This window comes from Planctomycetia bacterium, from assembly GCA_021413845.1.
Taxonomy (GTDB): Bacteria; Planctomycetota; Planctomycetia; order Pirellulales; family PNKZ01; genus PNKZ01.
On the sequence record JAIOPP010000015.1, the window covers coordinates 26,284 to 39,852 of the forward strand.

Consider the following 13,569-nt stretch of genomic DNA (forward strand, 5'->3'; position numbering starts at 1 on the left):
TCCTCGTCGTTTTCGTCGTCGTGGGATATCGCTCGGCAACGATTCGTCGAAGCGCCGTCGCCGTTGTAAACCTCGCCTTGCTGGGGCTTGCGATTCAAGCCGCAGCTTTCTCAGCAGTCAACTGGGAGCTGTCGACGAACACGTCGGGCGAATCAAAAGCGTGGTTTCAAACGTTCGCAACCGTTGGGATCGTGGTCGCAGCTGTTGTGTTTCTAGCATTCCTGTTGATTTCGTTTCCTAGCTCGACTTCGTTTTCGAATCGGTCGCTTTCGTTGCTGTCCGGAGCGTCTCTTGCGTTCATGGGGATCTGGTTTTGGTCGGTCTCCCGAATTCCGTGGCTCAACTGGTTTTAGTCGCCTAACAACGTGATCCAGCCGATCCGCAACAGTTCGATATTAGCGTCGTTCGCTTCGGCCGCGTTATACTGCTAATCGATCCCGCTCGGCGTGAGCGGGCGGCTGATCTTTTCGTTCGGCAAAGAAAATGAAAGCCGCACCTTCGGTCTAGAGCATCCTGCTTTACGTTCGAGACCCACGGAAGATCGCTGATTTCTACGTCGAGCATTTTGCCTTCATCCAGAAGCCGCAGGTGCATGACGATTTGATCGAGGTCTCGTCATCGGGCGGAACCTTTTCCTTGCTGATCCACCAAGCATCAAAAGGACACCGTCTCGGCCAATCCTGCATCAAGCTTGTGTTCGATATCGTGGATATCGAAGCCTTCAAGAAGGAATCGGAGAAGAAGGGTTTGAAGTTCGGTATGACCTACAAGGGAAAAGGCTACGAGTTCGCGAATGCCCGCGACCCGGCAAAAAATCCCATTCAGATATCTAGCACGGCATTCCTGAAATGAAGAAAGAGCCGAACTAGTCGCTCCACTTGACGCGGCGGCGTGTACTCGTTTCAAATCATTGACGCACCTGCCGCGGCGCAGGTGAGCAACACGTTAGGCGGTGAGACAATGCCAGCCTTTCTTCTCTCTGCAATGCTGCTTTTTGCAGCCGATCCCACTTCAAAGCCGCCTAGCGTTAACGGCTCATGGGAGTTGGACACCGGCTACTTGGGCGTTACGCTCGCTTTGAAAGGCGACACGTTCGAGTATTGGTTTTATTCCGACGTCATTTCCGACGACGAGCCGAAGTATCCCATTCGCGGGAAGGTGCTTTATCGAAGCAATTCGATAGTGCTCGTGCCCCCGGAGGGACAAAAGGTCTACTCGACGACATGGCGGCTGGTTGTTGACGACGGAGAGATTTGCCTCTTGGCAGACCACGACCTACCGGATCATCGTCCACCGAGATCACCTTCCGGCCGGTTACTGCATAAAGTTGCGGACGACGTGTCGCCGTCACCCACTAAACAGTCACCGACTGGAAAATAGTCTGACCGGGTAGCCTAACCACCCGATGCAGCCGGCCCGCGCTCACGGCAGTTCTACGAGCACGTTCCGCAGTTTCGCTATCGGTTCCGCGGCAGCGGGTTCACGCTGCACACTCTACCGGCCTCCCGCGAGCCAAGGCGATCGGTCAAGTCGCCGGTTAGCGATTCGGCCAATCGGGATACTCCCACAGCCACTTTCCGGCGTCCGGATCAACTGTGGGCAGAGAAAATTTTTCGACCGGAAACGGCTTCGTCGAGAAGAGCAGGCCTTCCCGATACTCTTCCAGATTCAGCACCGCTCGGAAGCCGGCGATGCCTCGCACGAGAAAGCTTCCCGACCAGGGACGATCACCTTTGACCAAGCCTTCGTAAACAACTGCTTGCGATTTGAGCGGCGCGAATCCCACTCCTTCGCTTTCGGATCCGATTTCTGCGATCGGCTTTCGAATCGGGGCGTAGATCACATCTCGGCCGTCGCCGTTATGCTCGCGGCGTTGTGCTCGGAACGTAAAACCATCCGCGTAAAACTGAGTCCGATGTTCCAACACGCCTGCGTTGTAGACCGACATTTCGCGAAGCCGATTGTTTTCACCGAAGCTCACCTGAACGCCGTGAAGGACCTGCTTCCCGTCCTGTTCTTGGTAGGAACGGACGTTGCCGCGGTCAGGGCTCCAGTATCGTATGACGTTCAGCCGCGCCGTCGGGAGCGGAGGTAGAGGCTCGGCATCAAGCAGACCTTCGAATTTACCCGTCAGCGTGCGAAACTCTTCGAGAAATTCCTTCGACGTCCGTTCGGGATATCTCAGATGGATGTAGAGATGGCAATCCAATTTCTTCGAGTACGGGGCCGAGAGATAGAGCTTGAAGTATCGCAGGTCGAACTCTTGCGGAACCGCCGCCGCACCGAGGTAAGCACCTGAACGCAATTCGATGTCGCAGCTAATCCCACCTGGCTGCGGTCCGCTCTCTTCGCGAGCGTCCTGCCATCCCGTTCCACCGCGGCCAGGATCGTGAATCAGGAACTTTCGCGTCTGAAACTCGAAGTGAATCGTGTCGCCTTGGAGGGTGACCGTCGCCTCTGGGTAATGTTTCTCGACGAGTTTCCGCACCTCGCTCAGCAACGGCTTGAGACCTGGTTGAGGAGGGGCCGCTGATAACCGACTCACGGTCGCAGCTAGAAGACAGAAGATGGTCATCGCTGCAATGAAACGCTTGTGCATCAGAGACCTCTTGTATCCGGCTTCAGCCCATGTCGACGCAGGGCTAAGACGCACCTCGGCAAGCGAAAGTTCCAGATTAATCGGGCTCGGCTTGTACGATTGCCGGCGATCCGAACTCGTTGACGAAAAAGAAGCAGGAATACGTCATTACGAAATCGGACATGGGCCCACCGCTACTATTAATCCGACGTTAGGTGCCGACGGCACGGGCATCGGCGATTCGACGACCACTTTCACGCCCGCCATGTTGGCGAAGCAAATCGGCTAGGGCAAGGTGATTCGCCTGTAGCGCCCAATCCAAGGCCGTCCATTCCCCCGGCGCGCCAGGTTGCTTTGGATACGTCGGCACATTCGGATCGGCACCGGCCTCCAGAAGGATGCGGCAGACTTCCAGTTGACCGTGCATCGCCGTAGTCGCAACGGGCGTCACATGGGGATATTCCGGACCGGCATCGCGGAGATTCAGGTCGGCACCGCTGCGAAGCAAGATCCGCACGACTTCGACGCGCCCTTGCTCTGCGGCGGCCGTCAGCGGCGTCTGTCCGTCGGCGTGGTGCCAGCCCCATTTTTTCGGTGTATTCGGATCGACGCCCAACCAGAGGCATAATCGCACCGTGTCGACATCGCCTCGCGCGGCGGCGTGAGTCAAAGTGTTCGGATCGGGCCACGCGAACCGGATCGCGATTCCGATGACTACGACGGGTGCGATAAAAAACCATCGCCGTTGCATGCGTCATTCTCGGGATAGCAGTCGGCGGCATTCCACTTGTACCGAATCGCCTTTGCAAGTCGGCAAATTAGGCCAAGTCCATTTTGCGCCGGCGGCTCGACACTCCGCAACATCTTGTGCGCTGCCGGCCGATCGGAGCGCGGTAGGTTACCGGAATCCACGAACCGGGGGCCCGCGACATGAATTCCAACGATCTTACGAAAGAGGCGTTGCCGCAATTCGCAGCCGACGCGCTGAGTTGCAAGGCGTTCTCTCACAAGCTGATTGCGAGGATGAAGCAGCGAGGCTTTCCGATGCGGCGGGCGATCCAGATGGCAGGTAGTACACCTGATGCGAGTGCCAAGAACCAGCAAGGTATGAGTACGCCATCGATGAGAAGCAGAAGAGGGCCGTCGGCCATCGCACCCGAGACGCGGCTGAAGCCGAGAACGACGTTGGGTTGCGGCACCATGCCGTCGCGTACGGTGAATGCATCAGGATGGATCGTAGATGCATCGCGTTCGTCCCGATCGCCGAGGAAGCCTCTCGGGGAGAGAACCGAGAATCGAATCGAACCGATCCACAACGACCCGCGAAATAGTTGGGCGTCGTAGGAATCGGTGACGATGACGTTTGGCGTCGATTCTCGAACGACCGCCCAACCAAGAGCGTCGGCGGGTGGCGCAGTACGAAACCAACTGATGACCGCGATCACGAAAAACGCGGCGGAAGCTAAGGCAGATATCGGCAGGAAGGAAACTCGACGAAGCATTGGGTTACTCTTCCCACGGTTCATGATCACCCGATCGATTTCGTAGCGATTATTGGCGGCAAAGTCAAAATCATTGTCTCTTCACGCCAGGAGTCTATGGTACGGCGGGATGCGTTGTAAAACGCGGTTACTATTTCGCTCCTCTAATGTATGTTGCGGAATCGGCAGCGTACGCTATCGACCGTGCGCGATGGCGATGAGCGGTCAAGAGTGCGGGACCTTTGCTTCCATCGCACCAGCCCCGATACTGTCGCAGCTTCGATACTCCTTGCTCAATACCGGTGCCTCCATGTTCCGCTCGCTCGTCCTCGCCATACTTCTTTTCGTCGGTTGCTCCAAGCCCGAGGTTGCAAAAGTCGAAGTTCCCGTCGGCGGCAGCGCATCGATCGTACCGCAGTCTACGGAAACCGTCATTCGCGATGATGCGCTCGCCATGCCGATGAGTCGTCTTGAAATCGTCGAGGCATTGCGGGCGCGTGGCTTCGATCTGAAGTTCAATCCGATCGCGCCGGCAGGAGGCGGACGGTTCATGTACTCCCACGACGAGAGCGGGGCAATCGTCACTTTCTTCGACTATTTCGGTAAGACACGCCGTCTTTTTATCGTTACTGAAATCGACAACCCGGCTGAAGGAAAGGTGCCGGGGTCCGTGAGCTTGATCAGCGCGACGTGTGAAATACTCACTAAGCTGCCAGGTAAGACGAGCATGGAATTGCTAAGTCGCGCCATTCAAGAAACGCAAGCGGCCGAAAAAGAGGGAACCGCGCTGCTGCAGCTTTACGGCATCGTCGCTCACGACGTGATCGTGCAAACCAAGTTCGTCGCCGGCATCGGACTTCGGGTCTCGTTCATGCCCGATCCGCAATCTCACAATTGGAACTGATTGGTCCGAATCGTTTCATTCCAGTCCATCGGGATCAAGCCCGACACGCGACGCGGCCCTTCACGAAGTCCCCCGGCCGTCGCCGACGCGAGGCCCAGACGAGATCGATGCCGTATCGAAATGCCGCACTCACCGCCGGCAGCGTCCAGCGCTCGCCGTCGGCACGATGGATCCCGCGGTAAAGCAAGTCTGCGTGAATCGCTCGGAGCGTCTCGCCGTGTTCGACCCGACGGCAGATCTCCCGGATCGTCTCCAGGTCCGGAGCGGGCGGAACAACTTGCTCATCGCGCACGGCCAGCCGAACGGCGGACGGCCGACGCGCTTCCCGGCTGCTCGAGCTACGGCTAAGCCGTCGCGGATCCGCTGCCGATGGTAGTCGTCGAGCGCTTCTTGCCGAATGCGTTCGAGCTCTGCGTTATCGGACCCGGTCGAAAGATCGATCGTCGAATGATCGGACAAGACGACGACGACCCGGGCTTTCAGCTTCGCCACCTGCTCGAAGGTTCGATCGCGCAGACGCCATGTCGGACCGAGTGCGATCGCATCGATCAGGAACTCGACGTCGCCCGGCTCCAGCGTGCGCATGATCCGTCGCCAGCCGGCGCGTTTGAACAGCGGCCGAGCGACCGATGCCGGATCGTCGACGGCCAGCCGAGAACGCTCAATCCCCACCAGCACGTTGCGTAGCCGATCGCGGAGCCTGTCGGCATCGCCGAGCCCATAGAAGAAACAAATGCCCGTCTGCCGCCGGCGATCGAACGGCGGCGCCGCAGCCCGGTCGCGTTTCATCCGGTTCAGTAGTCGGGAGAGAGAACGGCTCATGCTCGGCATTGTAGCAAGCCTCCGGAGACCGCTTACCAGTGGGAGGTAGTGGGTTAGTTTGAATTGGTAGCGTCCGCATCAAGTCAAACTGACCCACTAGCCTCGTCCAGCAAATACCAATAGAAACCGCCGACGAGTCCCATCCAGACCGAAAAGGCCGCAATGACAAACCAAGAAACTCCGAGTCCGCGTATTCTAGCGTTAGCGAGTCCGAGGGCGCAGCAAGTCGGCACTACGAAAACGAAAAACAACGTAGGTACAGGTTCAAGCAACCACCAAGGCGCCGGCGGGGAGGAGATATAGAGCAACGCAAACCAGATGACTGGATAGGCGACGGCCGTTGTCACTAATCGCGCATTGGGGCTCGTCTTTTTTTCGCGTTCCATGTCCGCCATCGTACCGCGCGGCTAGCTCACCCGCTTCTTGTAAGGGCCACGCTTCTTAGCGACCGGTAGCGGCAGCATTTCCACGACATCTTCGATCTTCATGGGCATCGAGGCAATTCCCGCCTTTGTCTCCGGCGCCATCCGCGGCGTGAAGGTCGAGCGTTGCAAATCCGGCGCTTACCTTTTCTTAGCGGATAAAAAGTCGGAAGGGTAGCTACAACACCGGCCACGCGCGTTTCATTTGGGGGCCACCCCGGCGGCCTACCCGTCGCATCGTGCTGCCCGTGCTGCGTCGTTCGATCGTCGATCGATCCCGCGCCTCGTCGCCTGCCGGCACACGGCCTTCGCTCCATCGTCGACACTACGCAAACGCGGCCGCAACGGCATTCGACAAATGCACGAGCCGCCAGGGCGCCCTCGCACGGAGGTAATTCGTGAACACGATACAAAACCCTTTCGTTTCCGGGTCCATCCAAACGACGTTCCCTGCCGATCCGGTATGACCGAACACGCGCCGGCTCAGGAGATCGCCCCAACTTTCCGATGTGCCAGGATGGTTCAAGCGCCAGCCGAGCCCCCACGGCTGCGTACGGCGGACCGATTCCGGCAAGTCGGGTAGGTCGTTCAACCGGTTGGTGGTCATGTTGCGAACCGTTGCCGGCGACAACAGTCGTACATCTCCCCACTTGCCGCCGTCGAGCAGCATGGCGCAGATCACCGCATAGTCCTGCGGCGTGCTGAAGAGGCCACCGGCCGGTGAACCGAACTTCTGCCAATACTCGGTATTCCAGTTGCCGGGATTGCCGATCTGATAGTCGGGGACGGTCGTGCGTACGAGTCGCTCACGAGCGAAACCTTGGGCTCCCAGGCCGGTCGATTTTAGTCCTAGCGGCGTGATGATCTCATCGCGTACGAAATCGCGGATCGAACGCCCCGATAGTCGCTGCACGATTTCGGCCAGAAGGATCGTGCCGGAACTGGAATAGCTGAACTGAGTGCCAGGGGTGAATAGCAATTCCGTCTTAAGAATCTCCTCGACGAACCTCGCCAACGGCACCTGTTGCCGACGCAAATCGGAGTTATGCGGCAATTCGTCAGGCAGACCCGAGGTGTGCGTGAACAAGTTAAGAACCAGCGCCTTCTCTCGACCCTGGCCGGTGAACTCGGGAACGTAGCGCATTACCGGATCGTTCAGGTTGAGTTGTCCGCGCTCGACGAGCAGCATGCCCGCCATGAAGATCACCGGCTTAGTGACCGACGCCATGTAAAACATCGCGTCTTCGCGAAGCGGTTCGGCATCGGGCTCGGGACCCTGCCGCCCGAAGTGCCGAGGCGCCACGATTTTCCCGGCGCGGCCGACCAAGATGGCCCCTCCCGGAACCGGGGCCTTCGGACCGGTCGTCCACTTCGTCATCTGGTCGTAGGCTACTTGAAGACGTCGCGGGTCGATCTGAATCTCTTCCGGAGCGACTTGAGGTAACGCGGTCGCGGCGCTCACTCGAGGAACCGGACCAAGCGCCAAGGCCGACCCGCCGGCGATTGCCGCGGTGCGCAGCAGGCTGCGACGAGAAAAGTGAATCTCTAAACTCATGCCGTCCCTTTCGTGGGCGAGGCGGTTTGCCACAGGGCCGTTCAACATCGATGTCGCGGTTCCTATTAACGACCGAACGGTCATTCGCAACGGCGCTCTCGTTCATCCCGACCGTCGCGGCCATTGTGTGTACCGGGAGCTCCCAAGTCCAGCAGGTTCCTTCGCTTCGATGGCGGTATACTGCTGGTCGATCCCGCTCGGCATGTGTGGGCGACTGCTCCCGAACGTTCGATAATACATAGCGAGCGATTGATGTCCGAGTCGATTAAGGCGATCTGTGTCGCCATGCTGATGGCCGGTGCGATCACCAGCGGGATCGCCTGGACCGAAGAACGGCCGACCGATCTGGTTTGGCTTTGTCGCTTTGGCGGCGCAGCGGCCGCCGTCGCATCATTGGTCGTTTTCCTCTACGTCCATTTTCGTAAAGATAAAGCACCCGATTATCTCCGCGAGGAAGCGGGCGACTATCTCAACCGCAACGGCTTGGCGTTCGTTTGCGGTTGGACTGTCGAATGAGGCATCGCGTATCTCCCCGTCTGTTTTCAGAATCAGTATTCGCGCCCATTAGACATCGGCGCGGCGGTGGCGTATCCCGAGGGAAAAGGAACTCAGCTTCGTTATCATGAGGGGACGACGTTGCGGTGGAACAAGAACTTCCGCAATTCGTTCGGTAGTCTGCTCTCGATCGCTGGGTTGTTCGGCGGAGCCCTCGTGTGGACAAATCGCCACGGCATCGAGTTTTCGCTGCCGTACGACGTCGATGCGATGTTCGACACGGAAGCGCAAGAGGAAACCAAGACCTTGTGGCAACTCGGCGATCCACCGCTATGAGCGAATGATTGAATTCGCAGCGCAGTTCCTCATCAGGCGCCGATGACTGCGAAGAAAGCAGAACGCGCACGCTCGACCTGAAAGTCGGCGGCGCATGCCCGAGCGTTCGTAATGAGGCGATTGCAAAGTTGAGCATCGTCCGTCAACCGCTTGAGGGCCTGCCGTAGAAGCTCGGGATCGGGACGATCGACGATCAGGCCGCATTCATGCTTCTTAAAGTACCAAGCCAAGAACGAGTCGGCCGGAGCGTGCGCGAGAATCGGGCGACCGCTATCCAGGTATTCGCCCAGCTTGCCCGGAGCCGAGGTTTTGATGATCTCCGGATACGGCGAGTCGAATGCCAACGGCAAGAAGAGAATGTCGGCCTCGCGTTGAATCGCTCTCGAAACGGCGAGCGATACGGGTTCGTGCTGCGTGAACGAACGCGTCAGCCCTCCCACGGCGAGGGCCGCCGGTGATTGACTCGTGTAGATGTGCAAACGGACGTTCGGTCGATCCAACGTCTCGAGCGCCACGATCAGATTGCGAAAGGCATCGAACTGCGCTTGATAAACGGAGCCGGTATAAACTATGCGAACTTCGCGCGATACGTCGCGCCGCTCAGTCGTAGAACGCCTTTCACAGGCGGCGTTCGTCGAGGTCGATGTCGGCGTGGGTGCATCGATTGGATTGCGCACGATCACGGGATCGACGCGATACCGGCTTCTGTATTCGTCGCGCAAAAACTCATTGGGAACGATGACTCCGTTGGACCACGTCAGGATGAAATGTTCTAAGTACGTGAGAACCCTATGAGGCGTGGAATAGACGACGTCTTCTTGAAATGAATATAAATCAAAAGTGTACGCATAGAACGGAAGTCGCAATCGGCACGCCGCCAGGAATGCCGCCGGAAGATCAAGGATATCGCCGGTGCAGCCGATCACAGAGTCGCAGTGCTCGGCCCGAGCGACGGCACAAATGCAAGTCGAACGCCCGATCACGGCGGAGATGAACTCGATCGTGGACCAGACCCTCCGCGGAATATATCGCGGGCATGATCGAAACCTAGCGGGAACGGGCAGCGGGTACAACGGCGTCGAAAGCCTGCGATCCGCCGTATCGAGATCGGCCGTGGCGGAGTCGCGGTCGGTCGAGATGAGGCAATAAGCATTGCCCGGGAGACCATTCAAAAGCCGATAAAGGACGATCGCTTGTCCCGAAGTAGCCGGCGGCACTGCGCAACTCACGATAGCGGGCTTCACACGCAGCGAGGCTGCCGAGAGATTGTCGCCGTGAGAGCGCTGTATGGAAACTTCGACGTCATGCACGAGCGAGTTCACGGGGCGTCGTCTCGGCAAGAATTACTAAGTCGTGCTCCGCGGCGCACGGTTGCGGCAAAGTTATAAAACATGCCCCGGAGCGCTCCCTAGATCAATTCGCAGCCGCCGTGATCAAACAAGTCGGAACGAGATAGCCGTTGTGGGGGCACGTGCGGCATGACTGCGATAGCTGCTGAGATGCACGGAAACAGGCATCGCCGGCATTCTGCAGGACGGAGGCGATTCGCGGCCTCGGTCGCTCACCTTGTCGCTTTCGGCCCAGTCTGTTACAAGCCGCGTGAGCAAAACTCGTACTCGGAAAAACGAGTATCGACCGCACATCGACTGCGGTCTTGAATCAATCACCAATGCGCGAATGATCGGAATGCGAATGTGCGTTGCTTAGTTCTCGGCGGCGGCGGAATGCTCGGCCATCAACTCCTACTCCGCTTGCAGTCGCGCCATGAGACTCGCGTTACCTTACGCGGCAGGCCCGACAAGTATGGTGAGTTCGGATTGTTTCATTCGGGCAACTCGTTTTTCGGAGTCGATGCCCGCGACCTAGAACGGTTAAGCCGCATCTTCGCTGAGTATCGTCCGGAAGCGGTCGTCAACGCGACCGGCATCATCAAGCAGAGGACGGAGTCGCGAGATATTTTGCCGAGTCTCGAAGTGAACGCGATCTTACCGCATCGGCTTCGCTTGCTTTGTGAAGAGTTCGCTGCGCGGCTGGTGCAGATCAGCACCGACTGCGTCTTCAGCGGCCGCCGCGGCAACTACACCGAAACGGATACGCCTGATGCGGAGGATCATTACGGCCGTACTAAGCACTTGGGTGAAGTAAGCGAAGCCCCCGCCGTCACGTTGCGCTGCTCCCTGATCGGCTTGGAGTTGAGCCATAAGCAGAGCTTGGTCGAATGGTTTCTTGCCCAGCGCGGGGAGGTTCGCGGTTATACGAAGGCCATTTTTTCCGGACTCACCACAGCGGAGTTCGCGCGAGTGGTCGAGCGAGTGCTGTCGGGCCATCCCGCTCTCACCGGTATTTGGCATGTCGCCGCTGCGCCGATCGATAAGTACGGATTGCTCACGAGGCTGGCCGACCGCCTGGGACGTAACGATATTACGGTAGTGCCTGACGATACTTTCAGCATCGACCGAAGCTTGTCGGCAGACGCCTTCGCCCGCCGCACCGAATATCGAGCACCCAGCTGGGATGAAATGCTCGACGAGCTCACCGACGAAATTCATGGGCGGAGTATGCAACATGACGCAGCCTAACGATTCGAAGTTGCTGACGGGTAAGCGAGTTCTCGTCACAGGCGGAACCGGATCGCTGGGCAAGGTCTTGGTCCGGCGACTCCTGTCGGGCGAACTGGGCCTTCCGCAGAAAGTCATCGTCCTTTCGCGCGACGAAGGAAAGCAGCACGATATGCGGCTGTTCTACCTGCAGCGCCGCGTAACGACGGATGAAGTGATCTACCGCAACTTTCTTCGCACTTTGGAGTTTCGGCTCGGCGATGTGCGCAACTACGCCGACGTGGCCGTGGCGCTTCGCGATGCCGATGTCGTCGTCAATGCGGCGGCTTTGAAGCAAGTGCCGAACTGCGAATACTTTCCCGACCAAGCGATCCTGACGAACTGCATCGGCCCGATGAATATCGTCCGGGCGATTCGCGAGCACGATTTGCCGATCGAAACCGTCGTCGGCATCAGCACCGATAAGGCTTGCAAGCCGGTCTCGGTAATGGGAATGACGAAGTCGATCCACGAGCGCATCTTCACTTCGGCGAACGTTCAAAACAAAAAGACCCGCTTCGTCTGTTGTCGCTACGGAAACGTATTGGCATCGCGAGGCTCCGTGATTCCGCTGTTCCACGACCAAATTCGGCAGGGGGGACCCGTCACGATCACGGTGCCGAGCATGACTCGCTTCCTCATGAGCCTGGACGATGCCGTCGATTGCGTTTTTCAAACGCTTCGCGCAGCACGACCGGGCGAGACGTTCGTGCCGTTGACCCCCGCAGCCACGATCTTAGACTTGGCGAAGGCGCTCATCGGATCGCGTAAGATAAAAATCAGCGTCACCGGCATTCGCCCCGGCGAAAAGCTGCATGAGATCATGATCTCTCAAGAGGAGTGTCATCAAACCGTTCGTCGCGGCGATTACTACGGCATTCGATCGATGCTGCCCGAACTCGCGAACATGGACGAAGAGCCGACGATGGGCCTGACGCGCGAGTACAGTTCCGCGGATACGGTTCTGAATCTCGAACAAACGACGCAACTTTTAGAACGCCATCATTTGCTCATCGGCCAGACCCAACAAGTGAACGGAATCGAGTTGTTCGAGTCGGCCGCGGCGGCATAGGGCTGCACCGGGCGAATCCGCCTCCACGAGAAAGCACGCGGCTATGTCACGCTTGAAGGTCATGACCATCGTCGGCACGCGGCCGGAACTGATCAAGCTCAGCCGTGTGATCGCCGAATTGGATCGGCATACCAATCATATTCTCGTTCACTCCGGCCAAAATTACGACTTCGAGCTCAATCGAATTTTCTTCGACGAGCTTCGGATTCGCACGCCCGATCACTTCCTGGAAGCGGTCGGCGAAACGACGGCGCAAACGATCGGGAACGTGATCGCTCGTTCCGATGCCGTCATGGCGAGCGAGAATCCCGACGCCGTCTTGATTTACGGCGACACCAACACCGGGCTGGCTGCGCTGTCGGCCAAGCGTCGCAAGATTCCGGTGTTTCACATGGAAGCCGGCAACCGGTGCTTCGATCAGCGTGTTCCGGAAGAGATCAACCGCAAGATCCTCGACCACATCAGCGATATCAACATGCCGCTCACCGAGCATGCCCGTCGTTATCTCTTGGCCGAGGGATTAAGGCCTGAAACGGTGATCAAAACCGGCTCGACGATGAAAGAAGTCCTACGCCACTACCGGCCCGACATCGAAAAGTCGGACGTGTTGAATCGACTCGGTCTGCGACCGCGCGAGTATTTCGTCGTCAGCGCGCATCGCGAAGAGAACGTCGATTCGCCCGCGCATCTCCTGCGGCTATTCGACGCTCTCCACGGCTTAGCGGAGCGTCACGCGCTCCCGATCATCGTTTCCGTCCACCCACGTACGCGCAGCCGACTTGAATCTCGAGAGCAAGCGGAAAGCGTGCCGCTACATCCGCTCATACGTTGCTGTCGGCCGTTCGGATTCTTCGACTATATTCAGCTGCAGAAAAACGCACTATGCGTGTTATCGGACAGCGGCACGATCACCGAGGAGTCGTCGCTGCTGAACTTTCCGGCCGTCATGCTGCGCGAAGCCCATGAACGGCCCGAGGGCATGGACGAAGGAACATCGGTCCTGTGCGGCTTGGAGCGGGAGCGCGTGTTGCAGGCCGTCGACCTCGTGACGGCACAATGCGCCGGAGAACAATGCTCGGACGAGCGACGCGTGTTTCGTGTCGTCGAAGACTACGACGTGGATCACGTCTCGCTGAAGGTCGTGCGAATCATCCTGAGCTACGTCGACTACGTGAACCGAACCGTGTGGCGCAAGCCCACCGGCTCGACTCCTGAAGCGGATCGCATAGCCGTCGCATGAAGCCTCGGCGATCGCGCAGGTTTTTCTTCTGCGACGAGCAATCCGGATAGTAGACAGTATCGTCGGT

Annotated in this window: 13 protein-coding genes; 7 read left to right on the forward strand and 6 right to left on the reverse strand. The window is 58.4% G+C overall.

Annotation, left to right across the window (positions count from 1 at the left end):
* The first annotated feature begins 510 nt into the window (after positions 1-510).
* Positions 511-852, forward strand: a complete 342-nt coding sequence (locus tag K8U03_03080) for a VOC family protein (GenBank protein MCE9603865.1) — start codon at positions 511-513, stop codon at positions 850-852.
* Between the two features lie 685 nt (positions 853-1,537).
* Here the strand turns inward: K8U03_03080 and K8U03_03085 are convergent.
* From K8U03_03085 to K8U03_03095, 3 genes are all read right to left on the reverse strand, one after another.
* A complete protein-coding gene (locus tag K8U03_03085; protein ID MCE9603866.1) occupies positions 1,538-2,305 on the reverse strand; it encodes a hypothetical protein in 768 nt (255 codons plus the stop codon).
* 484 nt (positions 2,306-2,789) lie between these two features.
* Entirely contained in the window at positions 2,790-3,329 is a 540-nt protein-coding gene (locus K8U03_03090; protein ID MCE9603867.1) for an ankyrin repeat domain-containing protein, read from the reverse strand.
* Positions 3,330-3,582: 253 nt separating this feature from the next.
* On the reverse strand, positions 3,583-4,080 hold the full coding sequence (locus tag K8U03_03095; protein ID MCE9603868.1) for a hypothetical protein: 498 nt from the start codon (positions 4,078-4,080) through the stop codon (positions 3,583-3,585).
* A 73-nt stretch (positions 4,081-4,153) separates the two neighbouring features.
* Between K8U03_03095 and K8U03_03100 the strand changes: the two genes are divergently transcribed.
* Positions 4,154-4,963: a hypothetical protein gene (locus tag K8U03_03100; GenBank protein ID MCE9603869.1), complete on the forward strand. Its 810-nt coding sequence runs from the start codon at positions 4,154-4,156 to the stop codon at positions 4,961-4,963.
* A 129-nt stretch (positions 4,964-5,092) separates the two neighbouring features.
* Here the strand turns inward: K8U03_03100 and K8U03_03105 are convergent, their stop codons facing one another.
* A complete protein-coding gene (locus tag K8U03_03105) occupies positions 5,093-5,785 on the reverse strand; it encodes a hypothetical protein (GenBank protein MCE9603870.1) in 693 nt (230 codons plus the stop codon).
* Between the two features lie 747 nt (positions 5,786-6,532).
* Positions 6,533-7,762 (reverse strand): beta-lactamase family protein, encoded by a 1,230-nt coding sequence (locus K8U03_03110; protein MCE9603871.1) that lies wholly within the window; start codon positions 7,760-7,762, stop codon positions 6,533-6,535.
* 252 nt (positions 7,763-8,014) lie between these two features.
* Between K8U03_03110 and K8U03_03115 the strand changes: the two genes are divergently transcribed.
* Together K8U03_03115 and K8U03_03120 are read left to right on the forward strand one after the other, a co-directional pair.
* Positions 8,015-8,278, forward strand: coding sequence for a hypothetical protein (locus tag K8U03_03115; GenBank protein ID MCE9603872.1), 264 nt, complete (start codon positions 8,015-8,017; stop codon positions 8,276-8,278).
* A 66-nt stretch (positions 8,279-8,344) separates the two neighbouring features.
* Positions 8,345-8,593 carry a hypothetical protein gene (locus tag K8U03_03120; GenBank protein MCE9603873.1) on the forward strand — a complete coding sequence of 83 codons (249 nt, stop codon included), beginning with the start codon at positions 8,345-8,347 and terminating at the stop codon, positions 8,591-8,593.
* Between the two features lie 32 nt (positions 8,594-8,625).
* Here the strand turns inward: K8U03_03120 and K8U03_03125 are convergent, their stop codons facing one another.
* Positions 8,626-9,915: a glycosyltransferase gene (locus K8U03_03125; protein ID MCE9603874.1), complete on the reverse strand. Its 1,290-nt coding sequence runs from the start codon at positions 9,913-9,915 to the stop codon at positions 8,626-8,628.
* 372 nt (positions 9,916-10,287) lie between these two features.
* Between K8U03_03125 and K8U03_03130 the strand changes: the two genes are divergently transcribed.
* Genes K8U03_03130 through wecB form a run of 3 tightly spaced genes read left to right on the forward strand, consistent with a single transcriptional unit; the run spans position 10,288 to position 13,502 of the window.
* Positions 10,288-11,172 (forward strand): SDR family oxidoreductase, encoded by an 885-nt coding sequence (locus K8U03_03130; protein ID MCE9603875.1) that lies wholly within the window; start codon positions 10,288-10,290, stop codon positions 11,170-11,172.
* Positions 11,159-12,262, forward strand: coding sequence for a polysaccharide biosynthesis protein (locus K8U03_03135; protein MCE9603876.1), 1,104 nt, complete (start codon positions 11,159-11,161; stop codon positions 12,260-12,262). Before K8U03_03130 ends, K8U03_03135 begins: the two co-directional genes overlap by 14 nt.
* Before the next feature lie 43 nt (positions 12,263-12,305).
* A complete protein-coding gene (gene wecB / locus K8U03_03140) occupies positions 12,306-13,502 on the forward strand; it encodes a UDP-N-acetylglucosamine 2-epimerase (non-hydrolyzing) (GenBank protein ID MCE9603877.1) in 1,197 nt (398 codons plus the stop codon).
* Positions 13,503-13,569 lie beyond the last annotated feature (67 nt).